The organism is Herbaspirillum lusitanum, assembly GCF_046025995.1.
Classification (GTDB): domain Bacteria; phylum Pseudomonadota; class Gammaproteobacteria; order Burkholderiales; family Burkholderiaceae_D; genus Herbaspirillum; species Herbaspirillum lusitanum_A.
Genome location: NZ_JAQQFM010000005.1, coordinates 407,792 through 430,085 on the forward strand (window position 1 = coordinate 407,792; position 22,294 = coordinate 430,085).

The following is a 22,294-nucleotide window of genomic DNA, read 5'->3' on the forward strand; positions in this document are numbered from 1 at the left end:
TTGTCAAATCTCAGAGGCCAGGCGCAGATATCTTGTTCGGTTTTGCGAAATTTTCGGGTAATTGGTGACTAAAATTCAGGCAAAAGAAGATCAGGTACCGGATTTGACCTGTTACCGCCACTTTGCAGCACCTTCGACCGAATTAAGATTGCGGCAACATAGCTTAGTGTCGGCGTATTTCTTGCCGGCGGCAACGCGGCCGAACCTCTCTTTCAATATATATGGGCCGGTTTGCTGTAGAACTGAGTACAAACCTGGCAGACATCATGCATTTTCACCGTCGACGATGGCACCGGGGGGGATGACCGCCGATACATGGATTCCAGCTGAACATGAAAGTAGCACCCTTGTTTTCTATCGTTGTGACGACACACCGCAGGCCGCAGCTTCTTGCGCGTGCGTTGAACTCGTTGCTGGCCCAGACCTGCACCGATTTTGAAATCGTCCTGGTGACGGATGAAGGCAGTGTTGAGACCAAGGCCGCTGCAGCCACCTACCTGCGTGAGCACGATATCTTTCTGGTCCTGCCGCATACAAAAGGGCCGGCGGAGACGCGCAATGCCTGCGTCCATCACGCCAAAGGACGCTACGTTCTATTTCTGGACGACGACGACAGCTTTCAGAGCGATTTCCTGCAAAACATTGCCGATAGCAATCGCTTCATGGGCGACGCCATCAATTACGTCAGCTACACGCAGCTGCGCGAGTTGCGCTCGGCCGAGGGAATGCAAACGCTGTCGTCGACGGAGATCGACACCAGCGCTACCGACATTGCCAGCTTGCTGATCAGCAACTTCATCCCGAACAATACAATTGTGATGTCTTCTTCAATTGCCAAGCGGCATCATTTCGATGCCAATCTGAACAGCCATGAGGATTGGGACTATCTGGTTTCGCTGGTGCAGCAATACGAATTCAATTTTCTCGATATGTCGGGACCTGTGGTGCACATCAACGCCGGCGAGAGCCGTAACAACGACGCCAAATCGAACGGCTCGCTGGCGCTGGACTTCCTCTCCATTTACCGTAAATGGCCGATCGACGATCCTGAAGTAAAAGCCAAACGAAAAGAGATGCTCAGAACCCTGGGTTTCGATTTGCCTCAAGAACTTCTCTGATATTGATCTGAACACTATCCATGCTGACTGCGCTCATCCCGACCAAGAATCACGGCATTTATCTCGAAAACCTCATTTCCAATGTGCTTTTCGCCGAAGGCTCGCCCGTATGGCAATTGCTGATCTGCAATGATGCGTCTACCGACGATACGGCGGCCATCCTTGCCAGACATGCAGGCAATCCGCGTATCCGGGTATTTGAAAACAAGGCCAGCATCGGAGCGATTGCCTCATCCATGACGATGTACCCATACGTCGAAACGCCTTACGTCATGTTCATGTCCAGCGATGATTTCTTCTACCCGGAACAAATGGGGCGTTTGTTCGGAGAAATGCTCGAGCGCGATTCTTATGTCGGTTTCGGGAAATACACGATCCAGGACGGAGAACAGATTACCGAACTGCAGCATCCAGGATGGCGGGCCAGATTTGCGGAAGGTGCCGACGATTTCCGTGCCTTGCTTGGATTCGATCACTACGCCTTTTTATGTACGACCATTTTCCGCAAGGAATTTTTGCCGAAGCACGGTGTAAACGCCATTCCCTACGATCTTTCGTTAAATAAAAAGGTCTCGGTTGATGGGCTGGGAGAGTTTCGCGGACACGACTGGAACGTGCTGATCGAAATGGCTGCCATGCATCCGGAGAAATTTCATTTCCTCGACGAATATTGCGGTTGTTTCCGTAAAGTGGCTTCCCAGCTTTCTTCAGACGAAATTTATGTCCATACCGGAAGGGCCACCTTTGAAATGGCGCTCCTGCTGTTGCGACATCTGTCGGACTACACGCTGCGCAAGCGAATCAAGGACTCAGATACCTTTCGCAACGCGGTCAAGAATTTGTTTTACGCGAAATTCTCGGGAGTGACGGAGCAGGCCAAGCAATCCGATAATTTTCAGCAGATATATAAACCGGTGATACTGGCTGCCGACACGCTGATGAACAACATGTAGCGCACAAACGGCTCAGCTGAATCGGAAATCGGCGCGCTGCGCTTGAAAGATTCCAGTTTTCTGATTCTGAACCGTATACATATCATTAGGCTTGTTTGCATCGAACGGGCCGCTGATACGCAGATAAATGGTAGAAGGACAACATGGATAAGTACGCAATTGATAGCCACAAACTTGTCTATCACCCGCAACGGGTAGCACAATTCCTGGACGCAGGCGACCGCTGGGATAAGGCCAAGTCGGTTTACCCCATTTACGTTGAGGTATCTCCGGTCGGCGCCTGCAATCATCGCTGCACGTTCTGCGCGGTTGACTATATTGGCTACAAGAGCAACATGCTCAACGTCGACCTGTTTTCGGAGCGTCTGGCCGAGATGGGCCGCCTGGGTGTCAAAAGCATCATGTACGCCGGCGAAGGCGAGCCTTTGCTGCACAAGAAGATCAACGAGATGGTGAAGGCGACCAAGGATGCCGGCATCGATGTGTCCTTTACGACCAACGCCACCGTGCTGAACGACGACTTCATTGCGCGCTCGTTGCCGTTGACTTCGTGGATCAAGGTCTCGCTCAATGCCGGTACTGCCGAGACCTATGCCAAGGTGCACCGCACCAAGGAAAAGGATTTCGCTCGCGTGATCGGAAATCTGCAACGTGCAGTTGCCCACAAGAAAGCCCATGATCTGAAATGCGTGATCGGCGCGCAGTCCTTGCTGCTGCCCGAGAACGCGCACGAAATGGAAAGGCTGGCACTGATTTGCCGCGATGAAATCGGCCTCGATTATCTGGTCGTCAAGCCGTATTCGCAGCACATGTTCAGCGAAACCCGCGTATATCAGGACATCAACTACAACCAGTCGCTCAAGCAGGCGGAAAAACTGCGCGCGCTGAGCAACGACAAGTTCCAGGTGGTGTTCCGTGAGAACACCATGATCAAGTCGACGCAAGTGGAAAGCCGCTACACCAAATGCAATGCAACGCCATTTTTCTGGGCCTATGTGATGGCCGACGGTGAGGTCTACGGTTGCAGCGCCTATCTGCTGGATAAAAAATTCATGTACGGCAATATCAATGAAGAGTCGTTCCAGGCGATTTGGGAAGGCAAGAAGCGCGAAGAGAATTTCCGCTACATCCGTTCCGAACTCGATATCAAGCAATGCCGTGTCAATTGCCGCATGGATGAGGTCAACCGTTACTTGTTCAAGCTCAAGGAAGGTCTGGTCGAACACGTTAATTTCATCTGAGTTCGTTTCCCAATTTTTGATCTGAACAGAGCCTGATTACATCGATATGAAATGTTTAGTTACCGGCGGCGCCGGATTTATTGGTAGTCACCTCAGTGCATTGCTGATTGCAGAAGGTCATGAGGTCCTTGCTCTCGATAACCTGGCGTCCGGTCGCTTGAAGAATCTGGAAGCTTTGGCCGGCAATCCGCGTTTTTCTTTCGTGCAGGCCGATATCCGCGACGCTGCTGCGCTTGCGCCTGCATTCAAGGGTGTCGATTGGGTATTCCATCTGGCAGGCCTGGCGGATATCGTGCCGTCGATTGACATGCCGGGCGAGTACTACAGCACCAACGTCACGGGCACCTTCAATGTGCTCGAATGCGCGCGCTCCAATCAGGTCAAGCGTCTGGTCTATGCGGCATCATCGTCGAGTTACGGCATTCCAGATATCTATCCAACCGCAGAAAGCGCGCCTATCCGTCCGCAATATCCCTATGCGCTGACCAAGTACATGGGGGAAGAGTTGGTGTTGCAATGGGCACAGGTCTACAAGCTGCCGACGGTGTCGCTGCGCCTGTTCAATGTCTACGGCACGCGTTCGCGCACCAGCGGGGCATATGGCGCCGTGTTCGGCGTGTTTCTCGCACAGATCCTCAAGGGTCGCCCGCTGACGGTGGTCGGCGACGGCAAGCAGACGCGCGACTTTACTTATGTCACCGATGTAGCACGCGCATTTTTGAGCGCAGCATCGTCAGACATCAGCGGTGAAGCGATGAATGTGGGCAGCGGCAATCACTACAGCGTCAATCGCCTGGTCGAATTGCTCGGCGGCGCTGTTGAGTACATTCCCAAGCGTCCGGGTGAACCCGACTGCACATTTGCCGATACCGGCAAGATCGAGCGCCTGCTCGGATGGCGCGCCAAGGTCAGCTTTGAAGAAGGCGTGGCCACAATGATGGCCAGCGTCAACGACTGGAAAGATGCCCCGGTATGGGATCCTGCGAGTATCGATAAGGCGACCAAGGTGTGGTTTCAATATCTCGGCAACGAAGGAAAATAAGATGGCTTTGACGCTACTTTCCCGTGTCCGGATGTTTGGCGATGTTATTGCGCGTTCGGAATTGAACGATGGTGAAGGCCGCAGCATCGCTCTTGAAAATGGCATTGACGCGCTGTGCGGAAAACTTTCCGCCATCCGCGACAACAGGCGTAACGTCTACATCGTCGGCAACGGCGGCAGCGCAGCTGTCGCGGCACATGCAGTGACCGACTTTTTCAATGTGGCCCAGCTACGCGCCACCACGCTGCACGAGAGTTCTTTGCTTACCTGTATGGCAAACGACCTCGGCTACGAAAATGCTTTCGCCCGCATGCTTGGGCAGATGCTCGAGCCTGAAGACATGCTGATTGCCATCAGCAGCTCGGGCAACTCCATGAACATCCGCAATGCGGTGAATGTCGGCAAGGACAAGGGGGCGCACGTTGTCACCTTGAGCGGGTTCGCACGCGCCAACCCGCTGCGTGCAATGGGTGATCTCAATTTCTGGCTCGACTCGCACGACTACGGCTTTGTCGAAATCGGACATCAATTTGTACTGCATAACATTGCAGATCGTTTCAACGAAAAATTAAGAGGCTAGGACGATGGCCGTTTCTAAAGTGCTTTCTGTCAATGAATTAGCCTTGGTGACACAAGGCCTGCGTGCCGAAGGAAAACGTGTCGTCCTGTGCCATGGCACTTTCGATCTGATGCACACCGGCCATATTCGCTATTTGCAACGTGCCGCCAAGGAAGGCGATGTGCTGATCGTGACTGTGACGGCCGATGAGTTTGTCAACAAAGGGCCGGGACGTCCGGTTTTCGGCGAGCATATGCGTGCTGAAAACCTGGCCGCGCTGGAATGCGTCAGCCATGTCGCCATCAATTACGCCTTGACGGCGGTCGATCTGCTGGATCGCCTGCAGCCGGCTGTGTATGTCAAAGGCAGTGAATATCGGGATCATGCCGGCGACGTCACCGGCAATATCGCACGCGAGAAAGAAGCGGTTGAGCGGCACGGCGGTGAAATCTTCTACACCGATGAAATCACCTTCAGTTCCAGCAGCCTGCTGAACGAACATTTCGGTGTGTTCCCTCCTGAAACACGCGCTTTCCTGGAAGGCTTCAGCCGCCAGTGGAGCGACAAGAAAATCCATGCGCTGATCGACTCGCTGGCAGATCTGAAAGTGCTGGTGGTGGGCGACGCCATCATCGACCAATATCATTACGTTTCGCCGCTCGGCCAGACCGGCAAGGGCAATGTGCTAGCCGTGCAGCACAAGAGCGAAGAGCAATTTGCCGGCGGTTCGCTGGCGGTCGCCAATCACGTGTCGCAGTTCGTCAAGAACGTGACCTTGCTGAGTGCGCTTGGCGAATATGACAGCCACGAAGAATTTATCCGCGGCAAACTCAAGAGCAATGTCGAGCCGGTCTTTACTTATTTTGCGGGTGCGCCGACGGTGACCAAACGCCGCTTTGTCGACGGCGACCTTGCCAAGTTTTTTGAAGTCTATTTCTTCCAGGAGTCCCCGTCTTTCGTCGACGGCGGCGAAATGGTGCTGGATTGGCTCAATGCCCATCTGTCCGAATACGACGTCGTGATCGTGGCAGATTTCGGAAACGGCTTCATCAATGACAAGATGGTCAAGGTCTTGTCCGAAAAGGCCCCCTATCTGGCGGTTAACACCCAGATCAACAGCGGCAATCGCGGCTTCCATGTGATCGATCGTTATTCGCGTGCCGATTTCGTTTCGCTCAACGAACCGGAAATGCGCCTGGCAGCCCACGATCGTCACGGCACACTGGAAGATGTCTGCTCCGGCGTCGCTGCCAAGCTCGGCGCCAAATACTTTGCCGTCACACGCGGGACCAAGGGCGTGGTGCTGTTCGACGTCAAGGACAACAACTTTACCCGCGTGCCGGCGCTGTCGTCGCGCGTGATCGACCGTATCGGCGCGGGTGACGCGTTTCTGTCGCTGTCAGCCCTGTGTCTGGCGGGCGGACTTGATTGCGATGTCGCCAATTTCGTCGGCAGCGTGGCTGCAGCGATGGATGTGCAGATTGTTTGCAACCGCGAGCCGATCGACTCCGTGGGTTTGAAGAAATACGTCTCCACCTTGCTCAAATAGGCAGACAACAAGAAATGAAACAAAGTAATCCAAAAGAGTTGCTGCAAGCGATGCTGAGAATCCGGCGCATAGAAGAAACGCTGGCCAATCGTTATGCAGAGCAGGAGATGCGCTGTCCTATGCACCTGTGCATTGGACAGGAAGCCATCGCAACCGGCGTGGTTGCCGCCCTTGAACCGAGCGACAAGATGTACGGCAATCACCGTGCGCACGGCCATTATCTGGCCAAGGGCGGTAACCTGACCGCCATGATCGCGGAACTTTACGGTCGTGAAACCGGTTGCTGCGGCGGCCGTGGTGGATCGATGCATCTGATCGACATGGATGTGGGCTTTATGGGGTCGACACCGATTGTGGGCGGCACCGTACCGCTGGCGGTCGGGTCTGCGTGGGCGACGTCGCTGCAAAAGAAAGACACCATCACGGTGCTGTTCCTGGGCGACGGCTGCTTTGAAGAAGGCGTGGTACATGAGTCATTGAATTTTGCCGCCTTGCATCGCCTGCCGATTTTGTTCGTGTGCGAAAACAATGACTTTTCCGTCTACACGCGTCGCAATGAACGCCAGCCCGAGCGACCGATTTATCGCGTCGCTGCAGCGCACGGCATGGCGGCTGCGCAAGGCGACGGCAACGATGTGCAAAACGTTCTCGAGATGACACGCAAGGCGGTCGCCGATCTGCGCCAGGGGCAGGGGCCATGGTTTCTTGAGTTCAATGCCTATCGCTGGCGTGAGCATTGTGGTCCCGACTTTGACGACCATTTGAACTATCGCTCGGCCGATGAAATCGCCGCAGGCAAGCAGGATTGCCCTATCGAACGCTATAAGGCTGTTTTGCTGCGCGACCATGGCGCCAGCGCCGCCGACTTCGCCGAGATGGAGGTGGTCATCGCGCGCGAAATCGAACAGGCTTTCGCGACCGCCTTGGCGGCGCGCAAGCCGACGCTGGAAGATGCGAGGTCCCATGTCTACGCCTGAGACCCATGGCCGCCAACTGAGTTACGTCGAAGCGATCCGTGAGGCGCTGGATCAGACCATGGCGCGCGATGAACGCGTGATCGTCATCGGCGAGGGCGTGCCTGATCCAAAAGCAATTTTTACTTCGACCGCAGGACTGCGCGAGAAGTATGGTCCGCAACGCATTTTCGATATGCCGCTGGCGGAAAATGGCTTGACCGGAGCCTGTATCGGCGCCGCCATCGCCGGCATGCGCCCGGTCATGATTCATCAACGCGTCGATTTCGCCCTGTTGTCGATGGACCAGCTCGTCAACAACGCCGCCAAGTGGCACTACATGTTCAATGGCAAAGCCAGCGTCCCGCTGGTGGTGCGCATGATCGTCGGCCGCGGCTGGGGGCAGGGGCCACAGCACTCGCAGAGTTTGCAGGCGATGTTCGCGCAGATCCCCGGCATCCGCGTGGTAATGCCGACTACTGCCTATGATGCCAAGGGCATGATGATTGCCTCGATCGAGGACAACAGTCCCGTCATCTTCATCGAACATCGCTGGCTGCATCACGTAAAAGATGAGGTGCCGCAGGAGTACTACCGTGTGCCGCTGGACAAGGCGAAAATCATCCATGACGGTGCCGACGTCACCATAGCGGCCTTCTCGTACATGAGCTTCGAAGCATTGATCGCGGCGCGCGCCTTGCTCGCGATTGCCGGTGTGAGCGCTGAAGTGGTGGACATGCGCTCCATCCGTCCGCTCGATGTGGACGCCGTACTTGCCTCAGTGCGCAAGACCGGTCGTCTGGTTGTCGCGGATACCGCCTACAAGACCGGCAGCATTGCCGGCGAGCTGATCAGCGAAGTCACGGAACAGGCGTTCAGTATCTTGAAAGCGGCGCCGATGCGCGTCTGCTCACCCGACTTTCCGACACCGTCGGCGCCGTCGATGACGGAGCATTACTATCCGACGCCACAGACCATCGCAGATGCCGTTTTGAAGTCGCTGGGCAAGACTTTGTCCGCCGATGTGCAGGAAAAATTACGCAGCGCGATGCAAAGAAACGGGCCGCACGATGTGCCCAACCGCGATTTTTCGGGACCGTTTTAACTGAGTTTTCACTGATAGAAACAGGTACAGCCATGCATTTCCACCACGCCACCGCCATTTCTCCCGCACCCTCGGGCGACTGGGCAGCCCTCTCGGATGCCGAGCGCATCTCCGGTATCGATCGTTCGGTACAAGCGCAGCATCCTGTGTTCAAAGAACAGTTGACGGTTGTCTCCGCCCGGCACGACGGCCAGGTGATCGTGCGTCTGGCGATGCCATTGGGCCCATCCGATCGGGGCACACTGCTGATGGATTTTGAGGATTTTTTAAAACAAGCCGTTGACCAGGGCATTACCGTTTGGGGTGAATCACTGGGCGACAAGAATTCGTTGAGAAATCTGCGCGGCATCGAGGTGAAGTCATGAGCAACGCCGTACAAACCAAAGACGGGGCGCTGATCCTCGACTCGCACAAGCTGTCTTATCACTACGACCGCGTGCAGGCATGGGAAGCGGGCGAGCGCATCGCGCCGGTCAGTGTCGATATGTCGCTCACGCGCGGCTGCGGCGCCATGTGTTCGTTCTGCTACGCAATGATGCAGGAGTCGCAGGCACGCAGCGGCATCAAGGTCAACCATGCGCTCAATCTGCTGGACGATTTCGCTGAAATTGGCATACGCAGCGTGTCGCTGGTGTCCGATGGCGAAAGTACCTTGTCCAAGGCTTATGTACCATTTATCCAGCATGCGGCGTCGCTCGGCATTGATGTCGGCAACGCCACCAACGCCTGGGAATGGGGGCCGGAGAAAGTCGACCAGATCTTGCCGCACATGACCTGGATACGCTTTACGGTAGCGGCGGGCCGCCCGGAAAGCTATGCGCGCATCATGTACAAAGGGCCTGAGCACACCGAAGTCTTCGATCGCGCCATCAAGAACATCAAGTACGCGGTTGACCTCAAGCGCCGTCTCGGCTTGTCGGTGACGCTCGGTATCCAGATGGTCTTGATGCCGGACTTGAAGGATGAAATCATCCCGTTCGCGCAGCTGGGGCTGGACCTCGGTGTCGACTATGCCGTGATCAAACATTGCTCCGACGACGAACAAGGTACGCTGGGCATCGACTACAGCCAATATGAAGCGCTGTATGGTTTGCTGGAGCAGGCCGAATCGATGAGCAACGACAAGACCAAAGTCATCGTCAAGTGGTCCAAGATCCGCGATGGCGACCAGGCCTCTTATAGTCGCTTCTATGGTCCGCAATTCCTTCTTCAGATCAGTGGCAGCGGTCTGGTTGCGCCATCGGGCATGTTCTTCAATGCGCGTTACTCGAAGCTGCACATCGGCAACTTTACTGAAGAGCGCTTCAAGGACATCTGGAAGTCCGAACGCTATTGGCGCGCCATGAATTACCTGGCTTCCCCTTCGTTCGATGCGCCGACGATGATGGGCACACTGCCGATCCAGCATTACGTCAGCGTGGCGCTGGACAACCATGCCAAGGGTATCCAGAAGATTCAGCCAGGCATGGATCCGAAACCTTTGCACCACAACTTCCTGTAAAGAAGATGGCCAGTCGTCTGCCATGAGGCGCCTGGCCAGCTCTTGCATAAGTCTTGTACCCAGTACTTGCAGGCTTCGCCGGTGAGCAACTTTTAATGTGTCACCTTATGCGGTGTACTGGAGTCGGAACTACTCTTCATTCAGCTCCATATCCAGCATCACTCCACTCAGACACTTGCCATGCGCGTCCAGCGCCAGCGAGCGGGTGACGCCGCCGCCCAGGGCCTGGCGCATCACGAAGTTGAGTGCGCCGAGTTGCGCCAGCTCATAGCGAACGACCTCGCCGCCGACCACGCCGGCGAAATGCTTTTTGATGCGTTCGGGCGTGAGCAGCTTCAGCAGTAAAGGGTAGTCTTCCTGCCTTCTGGCAATCACCGAGATGTTGGAAATGTCGCCCTTGTCGCCGGCGCGGGCATGCGCGATCTCGCGTAACAGCATGTCAGACCTCTTCGTAATGGATGGATGCGTGCACCAGTTCGCGCGGCACCAGCGCCGACAGCATGGCGATCACTTCGCGCGTCGATTTGCTGGCGCCGCCGCCGCCGGCCGGGCCGCAGGTGTAGAGCGTTTCGACTTCGTTGCCGATGCGCACCGCTTCTTTTTTGCTGGCGGTGCGGCCGGTGACGCGGGCGCGCACTTCATACGGTTCCGCAGATGGTCTGGATGCGGCTGCCGCCGACATGCGTTCGCCGCAAATCGAATTGACGCCGATCAGGTCGAAACGCAGTTCGCTGCTTTGTACACCGGTCAGTTGCAGGCGTTCGCGCACGATGTCCAGCGCCAGTTGCGCGCGCGCCTGGGCGCCGGGGCCGGCGTAGGAAATCTGGCCTTCGCCGATGAAGCTGTCGCGATAACCGAGCGAGGCTTTCAGCGTGCCGGTGCGGGCGCGCCCCGAGCCGCCGCTGACGGCGACGCGATCCGGCCCGGTCTCGATGATGCTGACTTGCGAGAAATCGGCCACCACGTCCGGCGTGAAATAGCTGCGCGGATCGTGAATTTCATACAGCAATTGTTCCTTGCAGGTGGCAGCAGTGACCTGGCCGCCTGAGCCCTCGACCTTGGTGATGACAATGCTGCCGTCCGCCCCGATCTCGCCGATGGGGAAGCCGAGGCGCGCCAGTCCCGCCACGTCCTTGACGCCGGGGTCGGCGAAGTAGCCGCCGGTGATCTGCCCGGCGCATTCCAGCAGGTGGCCGGCCAGTGTGCCCTGGCCGAGTTTTTCCCAGTCGTCGGCGGCCCAGCTGAACTCATGCATCAGCGGCGCCAGCACCAGCGAGGGGTCGGCCACGCGGCCGGTGATGACGACATCGGCGCCGGCCGCCAGCGCAGCGACGATGGGTTCAGCGCCGAGATAGGCATTGGCCGAGATCAGCGAGTCGCCCAGCGAGCTGACCGGGGCGCCGTTGTCTTCAATATTGAATGCGCCGTCTTGCAGAATCTGCAGCACGTCGTCGCCCGTGATGGCGGCGATCTTCAGGCCCGTCAGGCCGAGTTCGCGCGCAATCGCACTGATCCTGGCAGCGCCGGCGACGGGGTTGGCGGCGCCCATGTTGGTGACGATGCGTATGCCTTTGTCGGCGCAGATTTTCAGTACAGCGTGCATGCGATCGGCCAGCAGCGGATCGTAGCCGGCTTGCGGATCGGCCAGCCGCGTCTGCTGGCCGATGGCGATGGTGCGTTCGGCCAGGCATTCGAAAATCAGATAATCGATATCGCCTTTTTCGGCCAGCTCGACCGCCGGTTCTATGCGGTCGCCGGAGTAACCGGCGCCGCCGCCTATGCGTATTTTCTTCATGCTCACATCCAGACTAAAACGTTGATGCTGCGGCCAAGCGCGGAGGGCTCAGAACAGCGGAAACAGACCCAGCAGCACGCAGGCGATGGTCATCACCAGCGAGGCGCCGAACAGGAAGGGGATGGTGTATTTCTGATGATCCGCCAGTTCGATGCCGGCCAGGCCGCAGACCAGGAAAGTGGCCGGCGTCAGCGGGCTGACCGGGAAGCCGGTGGTCATCTGGCCCAGCAGCGCAGCCTGCGCCACCTGAATCGACGGCACGCCCAGCATATGGCTGACTTCGGCGATCACCGGCAAGACGCCGAAGTAAAACGAATCGGGGTCGAACAGCAGGCTCAGCGGCATCGACAGCACGCCCAGCACCACCGGAATGTGGCTGGCCATTTCCGGAGGGATGAAGCCCACGGCGGTCTTGGCCATGGCGCTGAGCATGCCGGACTTGGTCATGATGCCGGTGAACACGCCGGCGGCGAACAGGATGCTGGCCATCAGCAGCGCCGCCTTGGCATGTGCATCGACGCGGGCACGCTGCATGGCGACGTCGGGATAATTGATCATCAGCGCCAGCACCACGCCGATCATGAACATCACCACCGGATCGACCTTGCCGCTGATCATCACGCCCAGCACGAACACGGTCAGCACGATGTTGGCCCAGAAATTGCGCGGGCGGCGGATCTTCAATTGCTCTTCGGTCAGCGCATGCTCCTGCACGAAACCGACGTTGGAGCCTTTGCCGAGACCGAGCCGGCGTTCTTCCTTCAGGCCCAGCAGATAAGACGCGATGAAGACGAAGGCGAGACCGACCAGCTGTATCGGGATCAGCGGCGTGAAGATGTCGCTGACCGGAATATGCAGCGCGGCCGAGGCGCGGATCATGGGGCCGGTCCACGGCAGGAAGTTGACGCCGGCCGCCATCGAGGCGACGCAGGCGAGGATGCGCTTGTCGATGCCGAGCCGGTTGTACAGCGGCAGCATGGCCGGGATGGTGATCAGAAAGGTGACGGCGCCGGAACCATCGAGGTGGATCAGCAGCGCCAGTAGCGCAGTGCCCGGCACGATGCGCGTCGGCCGGCTGCCGACCGTGCGCAGGATGCGGCTGATGATGGGATCCAGCATGCCGGCGTCGGTGACGATGCCGAAGAACAGGATCGCAAACACGAACATGCCGGCCACCGGCGCAATCGCGGTGACGCCGGCGACGATGAATTTGGAGGTCTGCAAGCCGAAGCCGCCGATCAGGGCGGCAATGATGGGAATGGCGATCAGCGCCACCAGCGGTGACATTTTCTTGGTGAGAATGGCCGTGAACAAAACGACGATCGTGATAAAGCCGAGCAGGGCTAGCATGCGTGTCTCCGGAATTTTTAATTCAATATTTTTATTCGAGGGCTGAAGGGAACGGCGTAGTGGCCTATCCGGCATTCAGGCAGTGCGAGTGTAGGAGTGCGTCGATTTTGTTGTAAAGTCGATTTTTTGGATCAATTAAACGGAATTTCAGGATAATGCTCTGTGCGCATGCGTCAGAAAAATCCGGCGTGCGACTTACGGTACAACAAGAAGAAGGAGAATTCGAATGGTGCATGGCAATATTTCGGCTCGGCTGCTGCAGGCATTTTTGCATCTGGCCGATTGCCGTCATTTCGGCCACGCCGCCGAACGCTGCCATGTCTCGCAGTCGGCCTTCAGCGCGATGATCCAGAAACTGGAGGCGGCGGCTGGCGCCCGGCTGTTCGAGCGCGATACGCGCAACGTCACGCTGACGCCGGAGGGCGAGCTGTTCGTCGAGGTGGCGCGGCAATTGGTGGCCGATATCGAATCCGCATTTTCCAACATGAGCGACTACGTGGCGCGCCGCAAAGGACGCGTGACGATTGCCGCTTTGCCCTCGCTGGCGGCGGGCTGGCTGCCGCCGGTCCTGGCTGAATATCGCACTCTGTATCCGGGAGTGACGCTGGAATTGTTCGACGCCATTTCCGACCATTGCCTGGACTATCTGCGTCAGGGCAAGGCGGATATAGCCTTGACGGCGCCGGGGCCGAATCTGCTGGAGTTCGATACCCAGCCGCTGTGCTCCGATCCGTTTTATCTGGTATGCCGCAGCGATCACAAACTGGCGCGCAAGCGTGTGATCAGGCTGCCGCAGCTGGCCGGCTGCGAGCTGATTCATCTGGCGCGTTCAACCAGCGTGCGTCAGCATCTGGATGCCTTGCTCTATCCCGGCGGCATGCTCCATACCGGTTTTGAAGTGGAACATCTGGCGACGGTGGCGGGGCTGATCGAAAGCGGCCTCGGCGTGAGCGTGGTGCCGGAGCTGACCTTGTTCCAGTTCCGCCTGCCGAATCTGGTGGCAATCCCGCTTGATGCGGCCGAGCTGGTGCGGCCGCTGCTGGTGGTCACGCCCAAGGAAAGAAGTCTCTCGATTGCAGCGCAGGGCTTGCTGGAGCTGATCTTGCGCAAGAGCGAGAAGACCTGAGGAGTCTGCCCGGATGTCGCTGAACATAAAAAAAGCCGATCAGGTTATCCGGTCCTGATCGGCTCAAGTATTGAAGGATTATTTCTTATGCTGCCGCGTCAGCGGCATCCTTCTGCCATCGCATTTTATTGCTTGATGCTGTTGTCAGTTCAGTCTGCCGCATAGATGTCGTTGTGCACGGTTTCCTTGACGAAGAACAGACCGATCACGACAGTCGCCAGCGCGATCACGATCGGATACCACAGACCGTAGTAGATGTCGCCCTTGAATGCCACCAGCGCGAACGAAGTGGTTGGCAGCAGACCGCCGAACCAGCCGTTGCCGATGTGGTAAGGCATGGACATCGAGGTATAGCGGATGCGGGTCGGGAACATTTCCACCAGCGCGGCGGCAATCGGGCCGTACACCATGGTCACGTACAGCACCAGAATGAACAGCAGCAACAGCACCATAGGCTTGTTGATCTGATCAGGATCGGCCTTGGTCGGATAACCGGCCGCCTTGATGTCGTCAGCCAGTTCCTTGGACAGCGCCTTGTCCTTGGCTGCCGCCTCGTCTTTCGACAGACCGTTGGCATCGTAGGAGGTGATGATCTTGTCGCCGATCTTGATGGTGGCGACCGAGCCCGGTGCACCCGCCACGTTTTCATAGTTCACCGAGGCGGCCGACAGCTTGGCCTTGGCGATATCGCACGAAGAGGTGAATTTCTTGGTGCCGGTCGGATTGAACTGGAACTGGCAGGCGGCAGGATCGGCAGTCACCACCACCGGGGCCTTTTGCAGTGCGGCTTCCAGCGCCGGATTGGCATAGTGCGTCAGACCGCTGAAGATCGGGAAGTAGGTCAGCGCTGCGATCAGGCAACCGCCGAGGATGATAGGCTTGCGGCCGATGCGATCCGACAGCGAGCCGAAGAAGATGAAGAACGGCGTGGCCAGCAGCAGCGCCAGCGCGATCAGGATGTTGGCGGTAGCGCCATCCACCTTCAGCGATTGCGTCAGGAAGAACAGGGCGTAGAACTGGCCCGTGTACCACACCACAGCCTGGCCGGCGGTCAGACCGATCAGCGCCAGGATCACCAGCTTCAGATTCTTCCATTGGCCGAAGGCTTCGGTCAGCGGCGCCTTGGAGGTCTTGCCTTCCGACTTCATCTTGAGAAAGGCCGGCGACTCATTCATCGACAGGCGAATCCAGACCGAGATGGCCAGCAGCAGGATGGACACCAGGAAAGGAATGCGCCAGCCCCATTCGGAAAATGCAGCCTCGCCCACCGAAGTGCGCACACCCAGAATCACCAGCAGCGACAGGAACAGACCCAGCGTCGCAGTAGTCTGGATCCACGCCGTGAAGGCGCCGCGACGGCCTTCAGGCGCGTGCTCTGCAACGTAAGTCGCTGCGCCGCCGTACTCGCCGCCCAATGCCAGACCTTGCAGGATGCGCAAGATGATCAGAATGATCGGTGCGGCAATCCCGATCGAGTTGTAGTTGGGCAGAATGCCGACGATGAAGGTCGATGCGCCCATGATCAGGATGGTGACCAGGAAGGTATATTTACGTCCGACCAGATCGCCCAGGCGGCCGAATACCAGCGCGCCGAACGGACGCACGATGAAGCCTGCCGCGAACGCCAGCAAGGCAAAGATGAAGGCGGTGTTGGGATCGGTGCCGGCAAAGAATTGCTTGGCAATGATCGCTGCGAGCGAGCCGTACAGATAGAAGTCGTACCATTCAAAAACGGTCCCGAGCGAAGAGGCGAAAATGACTTTCCGTTCTTCAGGTGTGATGGCGCGCGCAGTCGGATGGACTGTTGCTGTCGTCATGCTTGTCTCCTTGATTTATTTATCTATTTAATTGATGGCCAAACAGGATGGTCAAACGGAGCGCGGGCGAGGCCGTGATCTTCCGGTCACCGCAAAAGCACGCCGATGCAGGATACGAACTACACGCAAGACTACCAACAAGCACCCCGAAAACTGCGTGCATATCCCGTACGCTGGCCTGTCGGCCCATTTGTCCATGCGCGCAGTGTGCGACTCAAAACTTACGCAGGACTTGCTTGAAACTTACACAAACTTACAGCGAGGAAAGAGGCATTTTTGCGTTGCGCTGCAGCAGAAAAAGTCGCGTCGGATAAGGCGTGCAGCGCGGTACTGCGGAATCGGTTTGGTGCGCTTTCCGGGATGGGAAAACGAAGAGCTTAGGGCGATGGCGCCAGTCTTCGTCAGCGAATTTGTGGTGCGGCTTGCTGCAGCATAATCATGGCTGCTTGCATCAGGCCGGATATTGTCCGCATGGCAAGCGTTGCCTGCGGTGGCCGGACGCAATATGCTAGGGGCCTATTCCACTCAATGCGAGAGCGCATGTCCTTGATTTTCAGCCGGCGTGCTTCACCGCCCAGCTTCGCCTTCATTGTGAGAAGCGGAGTGTGCGGCCTTGTGCTGGCCGCATTGCTGAGTGCCTGCGGCGGTCCGCCGCCGAGCACGCAGGCCGATCGCGATGCCATGGCCAAGGAAATCATCGAACAAAAAAAGACCACCTCGGATGGCACCTCGACCGCGACCACGGTAGACGGCTACAAACAGGATCTGGCCAAGCGCATCGCCCAGGTCAATTTCACCAGCGTGTATGTGGAACGGCCGCAAGCCTTGCTGAGGTCGGTGATCGTGATCAAGTTCGTGGTCGATGGCGACGGCAATCTGGTGCGCAGCGAAATCCTGCGCAGCAATCGCGACAAGGCCGCCGAGACCAGCGCCATGAGCAGTCTGCGCAATACCGCGCCGTTTCCCAAACCGCCGGCGACCTTGCTCAAGCAGGGCAGGGTCGAATTATCGGAAAGCTGGCTGTTCAACAACGACGGCCGTTTCCAGTTGCGCAGCATTGCGCTGGCGCAGATGGGGGAGTGAGCCCTAGGGAAAGGTGCTGAGCGCTTGCGCGCGAACCTTTCAAGTCTTCAAGCCTTCAGATTTTTCATCGGGCCGGCGCTGCGGCTATTTCAGGCTGATTCCTTGCGGCGATATCTGCGGATTCCCACAAGTACAAGCGCGTCGCATGCGTGCACTGGATGGGTCGCCCGCTCAGCTGCTGCCAACGGGCTCGCAGATTCGCCCGGCGCGGGGCGTCTGTGTATAATGTCGCGCGTGCATGACCTGATACGTGGTGCGCCCGAGCTTTCATCTTTATCCCTTGAATGCTCCGCCGGAACAGGCGAACGAGAGTTCGCCTTTTTTATTATCTGCGCCGCTGTGGGCGGCGCTTCCGGCAGGACGCACGCGTACGCATATTTATTGACCGGATCGATTTTTTGATTGGCTATTCATGTTTGAATTCATTCGTACCCACCAGCGTCTGATGCAGTTCTTGCTGCTGCTGTTCATTTTTCCGTCGTTCGCGTTTTTCGGACTGGAAGGCTACAGCAGCCTGACCGATAGCGGCAACGCCGTCGCCAAGGTGGCAGGCCAGACCATCACCAAGGAAGAATGGGACGCGGCCCAGCGTCAGCAGCTCGACCGCATGCGCCAGGCATACGGCAGCCAGTTCGATGCCAAATTGTTCGATACGCCGGAAGCCAAGCGCGCCGTGCTGGACAATCTGATTGCACAACGCGCGTTGGCAGCCGAAGTCACGGCCAATAAGCTGGTGGTGCCTGATCAGGCATTGCAGCAAAGCATTTTGCAAATCCCCGGTCTGACCAAGCCAGACGGCAAGTTCGATAACGAACAGTATCGTGTGCTGCTGGCTGCCCAAGGCATGACGCCCAAGAGCTACGAAGCGGGTCTGCGCCGCGAAATGGCGCTGCAGCAGCTGAACGCGGCGATTCAGACTACAGCGTTTGCACCGAAGACCATTTCCGGCCGTCTGTCCGATCTGAACGATCAGGAGCGCACCGTGCAGGAACTGAGCTTCAAGGCCGCTTCCTACGCGTCGCAGGTCAAGGTCACCGACGACATGCTGAAGGCTTACTACGACAAGAACGGCAAACTGTTTGAAGTGCCGGAGCAGGTCAAGGCCGAATACGTGGTGCTGAACGCTGCTGCGGTGGCGGCGCAGACCAGCGTCAGCGACGACGACATCAAGTCCTATTACGAGCAGAACCAGAAGTTGTATGCCAGCGCCGAACAGCGCCGTGCCAGCCATATCCTGATTGCAGTGAAATCGGGCGCATCGGCGGCCGACAAGGCCGCCGCCAAGACCAAGGCCGACGGCTTGGTCGCGCAACTGCGCAAGACCCCGGGCGATTTCGCCAAGCTGGCCAAGGCCAACTCGCAGGATCCGGGTTCCGCTGAAAACGGCGGCGACCTCGGTTACTTCGGCAAGGACGCGATGGTCAAGCCTTTCGAAGATGCGGCTTTCAGCCTGAAGCAAGGCGAGATCAGCAATCCGGTGGAGTCTGATTTCGGCTACCACATCATTCAGGTGACCGGCATCAAGCCGGCAGCCGTCAAGCCGCTGGATTCGGTCAAGGATGAAATCGCCGGCGAAATCAAGAAGCAACTGGCGTCGAAGAAGTATTCCGAGCTGTCGGATCAGTTCAGCAACATGGTCTACGAACAGGGCGACAGCCTGCAGCCGGTGGCTGACAAGCTGAAGCTGAAGATTGAAACTGTGTCCGGTCTGACCCGCGTGCCGAATCCTGCGGCAGCGCCGACTGCACCTTACAACAATGCCAAGTTCCTCAGCGCGCTGTTCGGCGATGACGCCATCAAGGCCAAGCACAATACCGAAGCAGTCCAGGTTGCACCGAATACCTTGATCGCGGGCCGCGTGGTCGAGTACAAGCCGGTCAGCAAGCGCCCGTTTGATGAAGTCAAGGATCAGGTGCGTCAGCGCGTGACCTTGGAAGAAGAAATGGCCTTGGCCAAGAAAGCCGGCGAAGCCAAGCTGGCGGCCTTGAAAGACAAGGATGACGGCAGCGGCTTCGGCGATGCGAAGCAGGTTTCGCGCGTGAAGACCGAAGGCTGGAATCAGGCGGCTTTCCTGTCGGTGATGAAGATCGACACTGCCAAGCTGCCGGCCTACGCCGGCGTCGAAGTGCCGGGCCTGGGTTATCAGATCTATCGCGTGACCAAGGTCAGCCAGCCGGCGACCATTGATGCAGCGCGCCGCAAGGCCGAGAGCGAGCAGATCGCCAATGCGCTGTCGCAACAGGAAACGCTGGCTTACCTGGCCTTCCTGCGCGAAAAGTCCAAGACCAAGCTGCTCAAGGGCGCAGCCGATGCGCCGGCTCTGGATACCTCCAAGTAATGTATGAATGGTCGGACGCTCACTGGCGGGCGTCTGATCACGGGGTTGCCTTCAGGTAATCGCATGACATCCGGAGTTTGATCGCAGGAAACGCTTGTCAGAGTATTGTCAGGTGAACAACGGAAAAATATGCCTGAGCGCAACGGACGAGTTCTCATCTGTTGATAATTGGGTAAAAAATTTAGTGAAATATTAAAAGGCCGCTTTTCCAGCGGCCTTTTTTGTTTCATCATGTACGCAGCGCAGCATTTACAAGTGGCTTGTCATCGGATTCGGGGGATGAGCCGTTGGACTGTGCAGCTGATGATGTTTGCTTGAATCTGGCCTGGAAATCGGGCCTTCGGGGATCAAGCAGACCTGAGCGCAGGGCAGTTTGCGCGGATTCATGTTTTTCAGATCGTGTGTTTCACCAGTCCTGCCAGTTGCACGCGTATTTATGTCGTACATTTTGTTGTCGTTTGCATAACCAAACATAATATTTCATGTCCGCTCCTGTACTGATCATCCAAACCGGCGATCCCAACGAAACACTGAAAAGCAGTTATGGCACTTACGCCTGCCATATCAAGCGCGCCGCGGGATTGGCAGATGAACAGACCGATATCGTCAAAGTCTGCGAAGGCCAGCCGCTCAAACCTCCGTCAGCGTATCGCGCGGTGTTCATCACCGGCTCTCCGGCCATGGTGACCGACAAGGAAGACTGGAGTGAACGCACCGCCGACTGGTTGCGCGAGGCTGCGGACGAAGACATGCCGATGTTCGGCATCTGCTACGGCCATCAGTTGCTGACCCACGCCTTCGGTGGTGAAGTAGGCTACAACCCGGCCGGTCGCGCCGCCGGCACCATGCATGTGGAAATGCTGGACTGCTGCCGCGGCGAGCGTCTGCTGCAAGAGATGCCGATGCGCTTCCCGGCGCACATGCTGCACATGCAGGTCGTGCTGACGCCGCCCAAGGATGCCATCGTGCTGGCGCGTTCGCCCATGGATCAGCATCACATGCTCAAGCATGCCGAGAACATCTACTCCACCCAATTCCATCCTGAATTTTCATCCGACTTCGTGCGTGCTCATCTGAGTTACTACGCCGAGATTTATCGCGGCAGCGGCATCGATGCCATGGCCTTGTATGAACAGGTGAGCGACACGACGCAGGCGGCCAGCCTGTTGCAGCGCTTTCTGCAACTGCACGCGCGCCACTGAGCTCCATCCTCGCTAGACAGGCTTAGCTCAAGACAGCCGCCGCAAGACCACTACGTGTGGCCTTGCGGCGGTTTGCCGTCGGGGTTTTCTTTTGTATGCCCTTGCGCTGCGGTGTGCGCTCAGCGCTCAGCGCGCGCCGATCAGCGGCTTGAGATGCGGCCACACGTTATCCAGCAAGATCGGCTGCGCCTGTTCGTTGGGGTGAATCCGGTCGGCCTGGAACAGCTCCAGCTTGTCGGCAATACCTTGCATGAAGAAGGGCACCAGACCGGACTTGGTCTGTGCCGATAAATCCTTGAACATCGCAGCGAAGCGCCGTGTGTAATCCGGCCCGTAGTTGGGCGGGATCTGCATGCCGACCAGCAAGACCCGGGCTTTGGCTTTCTGCGACATGGCGATCATCTCGCTCAGATTGTCGCGCGTGGCGTTCAACTGCAAGCCGCGCAGGGCATCGTTGCTGCCCAGTTCAATGATCACTACATCAGGCTTGTGCCGGGCCAGCAGCGGCGCCAGACGATTCTTCCCGCCTATGGTGGTGTCGCCGCTGATGCTGGAATTGACCACAGTGGCATCGATCTTGTTTTCCCTGAGCCTCTGTTGCAACAGCATGCTCCAGCCTTGGCCGCGTTCCAGCCCATATTCGGCTGACAGGCTGTCGCCGAGCACGAGCAAGGTTTTTGGGGCAGAATAAGCGCTCATTGCGCATAGCATCATCGCGATGCCTGCAATGCAGTGCCGCAGCCACCTCCCTGCGCTGATCCTGCCTGTGATCGTCTTCAACCCTTTACGATTGTCCTGCATGCCCGAATCCACTGTTGCCGTTGTGCCTGCCATTGAAGTCCTTCACTTATCGAAACGCGTCGCTGACGCCTCGGCCGAATCCGGCCAGCTCACCATCCTGAATGACATTGATTTTACCGTGCTGCGCGGCACCACGCTGGCCATCGTGGGCGCTTCCGGTTCCGGCAAATCGACTTTGCTGGGCTTGCTGGCCGGCCTGGATACGCCCAGCGACGGCACGGTCAAGATCGACGGCGAGGATATCTTCGCGATCGATGAAGATGGTCGTGCTGCGGTGCGCAAGGGCAAGCTGGGATTTGTGTTTCAGTCCTTTCAGTTGCTTGGCCACCTGAGCGCCATCGAAAATGTGATGCTGCCGCTGGAGTTGCGCGGCGACGCCGGCGCGCGCGACAAGGCGCAGAAGATGCTGGAGCGGGTCGGACTCGGCAGCCGTCTCAAGCACTATCCGAAATATCTGTCCGGCGGAGAGCAGCAGCGTGTCGCGCTGGCGCGCGCTTTCGTCACCGAGCCGCCCTTGCTGTTCGCCGACGAGCCGACCGGCAGTCTCGACGCTGCCACCGGCGAGGCGGTGATCCGCCTGATGTTCGAACTGAATCAGGAGCGCGGCTCGACGCTGGTGCTGGTGACGCATGACACATCAATCGCGGCGCGCTGCCAGCAGACCATCACGATAGCGGCCGGACGACTGGCTTAAATCTGGGTGCATTTCCATAGTCAATAAAAAAGACGCCATCCGATGGCGTCTTTTTCATTGCGCGTTG

General features: G+C 57.8%; 20 protein-coding genes. 15 read left to right on the forward strand and 5 right to left on the reverse strand.

Annotation, left to right across the window (positions count from 1 at the left end; translation table 11 throughout):
- Nucleotides 1–332: 332 nt before the first annotated feature.
- From PQR62_RS13095 to PQR62_RS13140, 10 genes are all read left to right on the forward strand, one after another.
- Complete coding sequence (locus PQR62_RS13095) at nt 333–1,118, forward strand: glycosyltransferase family 2 protein (RefSeq protein ID WP_408158384.1); 786 nt, start codon at nt 333–335, stop codon at nt 1,116–1,118.
- Between the two features lie 20 nt (nt 1,119–1,138).
- A complete protein-coding gene (locus tag PQR62_RS13100) occupies nt 1,139–2,071 on the forward strand; it encodes a glycosyltransferase family 2 protein (protein WP_408158385.1) in 933 nt (310 codons plus the stop codon).
- Between the two features lie 143 nt (nt 2,072–2,214).
- Entirely contained in the window at nt 2,215–3,312 is a 1,098-nt protein-coding gene (locus tag PQR62_RS13105; protein ID WP_408158386.1) for a radical SAM protein, read from the forward strand.
- A 46-nt stretch (nt 3,313–3,358) separates the two neighbouring features.
- The gene (locus PQR62_RS13110; protein WP_408158387.1) at nt 3,359–4,354 is read left to right on the forward strand and encodes an SDR family oxidoreductase; all 996 of its coding nucleotides are present in this window, start codon (nt 3,359–3,361) and stop codon (nt 4,352–4,354) included.
- A 1-nt stretch (nt 4,355) separates the two neighbouring features.
- Nucleotides 4,356–4,934: an SIS domain-containing protein gene (locus tag PQR62_RS13115; protein WP_408158388.1), complete on the forward strand. Its 579-nt coding sequence runs from the start codon at nt 4,356–4,358 to the stop codon at nt 4,932–4,934.
- A 46-nt stretch (nt 4,935–4,980) separates the two neighbouring features.
- Nucleotides 4,981–6,462 carry a PfkB family carbohydrate kinase gene (locus PQR62_RS13120; RefSeq protein ID WP_408158552.1) on the forward strand — a complete coding sequence of 494 codons (1,482 nt, stop codon included), beginning with the start codon at nt 4,981–4,983 and terminating at the stop codon, nt 6,460–6,462.
- Between the two features lie 14 nt (nt 6,463–6,476).
- Nucleotides 6,477–7,439 carry a thiamine pyrophosphate-dependent dehydrogenase E1 component subunit alpha gene (locus tag PQR62_RS13125; RefSeq protein ID WP_408158389.1) on the forward strand — a complete coding sequence of 321 codons (963 nt, stop codon included), beginning with the start codon at nt 6,477–6,479 and terminating at the stop codon, nt 7,437–7,439.
- Entirely contained in the window at nt 7,426–8,520 is a 1,095-nt protein-coding gene (locus tag PQR62_RS13130) for an alpha-ketoacid dehydrogenase subunit beta (RefSeq protein WP_408158390.1), read from the forward strand. The genes PQR62_RS13125 and PQR62_RS13130 overlap by 14 nt, the downstream gene beginning before the upstream one ends.
- A gap of 32 nt (nt 8,521–8,552) precedes the next feature.
- Nucleotides 8,553–8,885, forward strand: a complete 333-nt coding sequence (locus PQR62_RS13135; RefSeq protein WP_408158391.1) for a hypothetical protein — start codon at nt 8,553–8,555, stop codon at nt 8,883–8,885.
- Nucleotides 8,882–10,021 carry a radical SAM/SPASM domain-containing protein gene (locus PQR62_RS13140; RefSeq protein WP_408158392.1) on the forward strand — a complete coding sequence of 380 codons (1,140 nt, stop codon included), beginning with the start codon at nt 8,882–8,884 and terminating at the stop codon, nt 10,019–10,021. The genes PQR62_RS13135 and PQR62_RS13140 overlap by 4 nt, the downstream gene beginning before the upstream one ends.
- A 129-nt stretch (nt 10,022–10,150) precedes the next feature.
- On the opposite strand, the gene PQR62_RS13145 is transcribed toward PQR62_RS13140, so the two are convergent.
- Genes PQR62_RS13145 through PQR62_RS13155 form a run of 3 tightly spaced genes read right to left on the reverse strand, consistent with a single transcriptional unit; the run spans nt 10,151 to nt 13,166 of the window.
- A complete protein-coding gene (locus tag PQR62_RS13145; RefSeq protein WP_408158393.1) occupies nt 10,151–10,459 on the reverse strand; it encodes an AtuA-related protein in 309 nt (102 codons plus the stop codon).
- A 1-nt stretch (nt 10,460) separates the two neighbouring features.
- Nucleotides 10,461–11,816 (reverse strand): acyclic terpene utilization AtuA family protein, encoded by a 1,356-nt coding sequence (locus PQR62_RS13150; RefSeq protein ID WP_408158394.1) that lies wholly within the window; start codon nt 11,814–11,816, stop codon nt 10,461–10,463.
- Between the two features lie 48 nt (nt 11,817–11,864).
- Complete coding sequence (locus tag PQR62_RS13155) at nt 11,865–13,166, reverse strand: CitMHS family transporter (RefSeq protein ID WP_408158395.1); 1,302 nt, start codon at nt 13,164–13,166, stop codon at nt 11,865–11,867.
- Nucleotides 13,167–13,395: 229 nt separating this feature from the next.
- On the opposite strand from PQR62_RS13155, the gene PQR62_RS13160 reads away from it, so the two are divergent.
- On the forward strand, nt 13,396–14,292 hold the full coding sequence (locus PQR62_RS13160; RefSeq protein WP_408158553.1) for a LysR family transcriptional regulator: 897 nt from the start codon (nt 13,396–13,398) through the stop codon (nt 14,290–14,292).
- Between the two features lie 149 nt (nt 14,293–14,441).
- Here the strand turns inward: PQR62_RS13160 and PQR62_RS13165 are convergent, their stop codons facing one another.
- Nucleotides 14,442–16,109: an MFS transporter gene (locus PQR62_RS13165; RefSeq protein ID WP_408158396.1), complete on the reverse strand. Its 1,668-nt coding sequence runs from the start codon at nt 16,107–16,109 to the stop codon at nt 14,442–14,444.
- Nucleotides 16,110–16,649: 540 nt separating this feature from the next.
- Here PQR62_RS13165 and PQR62_RS13170 point away from each other — a divergent pair.
- From PQR62_RS13170 to PQR62_RS13180, 3 genes are all read left to right on the forward strand, one after another.
- Complete coding sequence (locus PQR62_RS13170) at nt 16,650–17,192, forward strand: energy transducer TonB family protein (RefSeq protein WP_408158397.1); 543 nt, start codon at nt 16,650–16,652, stop codon at nt 17,190–17,192.
- Between the two features lie 412 nt (nt 17,193–17,604).
- Nucleotides 17,605–19,530 carry a SurA N-terminal domain-containing protein gene (locus PQR62_RS13175; RefSeq protein WP_408158398.1) on the forward strand — a complete coding sequence of 642 codons (1,926 nt, stop codon included), beginning with the start codon at nt 17,605–17,607 and terminating at the stop codon, nt 19,528–19,530.
- A gap of 482 nt (nt 19,531–20,012) precedes the next feature.
- The gene (locus tag PQR62_RS13180) at nt 20,013–20,732 is read left to right on the forward strand and encodes a glutamine amidotransferase (RefSeq protein WP_408158399.1); all 720 of its coding nucleotides are present in this window, start codon (nt 20,013–20,015) and stop codon (nt 20,730–20,732) included.
- Nucleotides 20,733–20,858: 126 nt separating this feature from the next.
- On the opposite strand, the gene PQR62_RS13185 is transcribed toward PQR62_RS13180, so the two are convergent.
- Entirely contained in the window at nt 20,859–21,431 is a 573-nt protein-coding gene (locus PQR62_RS13185) for an arylesterase (RefSeq protein ID WP_408158400.1), read from the reverse strand.
- Between the two features lie 100 nt (nt 21,432–21,531).
- Between PQR62_RS13185 and PQR62_RS13190 the strand changes: the two genes are divergently transcribed.
- Complete coding sequence (locus PQR62_RS13190; protein ID WP_408158401.1) at nt 21,532–22,227, forward strand: ABC transporter ATP-binding protein; 696 nt, start codon at nt 21,532–21,534, stop codon at nt 22,225–22,227.
- The last annotated feature ends 67 nt before the right edge of the window (nt 22,228–22,294 follow it).

What these genes read in the sequence shown, in the direction of transcription:
- PQR62_RS13135 (WP_408158391.1), top strand. Translation starts at nt 8,553, where the DNA reads ATGCATTTCCACCACGCCACCGCCATTTCTCCCGCACCCTCGGGCGAC.
- PQR62_RS13190 (WP_408158401.1), top strand. Translation starts at nt 21,532, where the DNA reads ATGCCCGAATCCACTGTTGCCGTTGTGCCTGCCATTGAAGTCCTTCAC.
- PQR62_RS13110 (WP_408158387.1), top strand. Translation starts at nt 3,359, where the DNA reads ATGAAATGTTTAGTTACCGGCGGCGCCGGATTTATTGGTAGTCACCTC.
- PQR62_RS13155 (WP_408158395.1), bottom strand. Translation starts at nt 13,166, where the DNA reads ATGCTAGCCCTGCTCGGCTTTATCACGATCGTCGTTTTGTTCACGGCC.
- PQR62_RS13140 (WP_408158392.1), top strand. Translation starts at nt 8,882, where the DNA reads ATGAGCAACGCCGTACAAACCAAAGACGGGGCGCTGATCCTCGACTCG.
- PQR62_RS13130 (WP_408158390.1), top strand. Translation starts at nt 7,426, where the DNA reads ATGTCTACGCCTGAGACCCATGGCCGCCAACTGAGTTACGTCGAAGCG.
- PQR62_RS13165 (WP_408158396.1), bottom strand. Translation starts at nt 16,109, where the DNA reads ATGACGACAGCAACAGTCCATCCGACTGCGCGCGCCATCACACCTGAA.
- PQR62_RS13175 (WP_408158398.1), top strand. Translation starts at nt 17,605, where the DNA reads ATGTTTGAATTCATTCGTACCCACCAGCGTCTGATGCAGTTCTTGCTG.
- PQR62_RS13100 (WP_408158385.1), top strand. Translation starts at nt 1,139, where the DNA reads ATGCTGACTGCGCTCATCCCGACCAAGAATCACGGCATTTATCTCGAA.
- PQR62_RS13105 (WP_408158386.1), top strand. Translation starts at nt 2,215, where the DNA reads ATGGATAAGTACGCAATTGATAGCCACAAACTTGTCTATCACCCGCAA.
- PQR62_RS13145 (WP_408158393.1), bottom strand. Translation starts at nt 10,459, where the DNA reads ATGCTGTTACGCGAGATCGCGCATGCCCGCGCCGGCGACAAGGGCGAC.
- PQR62_RS13125 (WP_408158389.1), top strand. Translation starts at nt 6,477, where the DNA reads ATGAAACAAAGTAATCCAAAAGAGTTGCTGCAAGCGATGCTGAGAATC.
- PQR62_RS13115 (WP_408158388.1), top strand. Translation starts at nt 4,356, where the DNA reads ATGGCTTTGACGCTACTTTCCCGTGTCCGGATGTTTGGCGATGTTATT.
- PQR62_RS13185 (WP_408158400.1), bottom strand. Translation starts at nt 21,431, where the DNA reads ATGAGCGCTTATTCTGCCCCAAAAACCTTGCTCGTGCTCGGCGACAGC.
- PQR62_RS13170 (WP_408158397.1), top strand. Translation starts at nt 16,650, where the DNA reads ATGTCCTTGATTTTCAGCCGGCGTGCTTCACCGCCCAGCTTCGCCTTC.
- PQR62_RS13095 (WP_408158384.1), top strand. Translation starts at nt 333, where the DNA reads ATGAAAGTAGCACCCTTGTTTTCTATCGTTGTGACGACACACCGCAGG.
- PQR62_RS13150 (WP_408158394.1), bottom strand. Translation starts at nt 11,816, where the DNA reads ATGAAGAAAATACGCATAGGCGGCGGCGCCGGTTACTCCGGCGACCGC.
- PQR62_RS13180 (WP_408158399.1), top strand. Translation starts at nt 20,013, where the DNA reads ATGTCCGCTCCTGTACTGATCATCCAAACCGGCGATCCCAACGAAACA.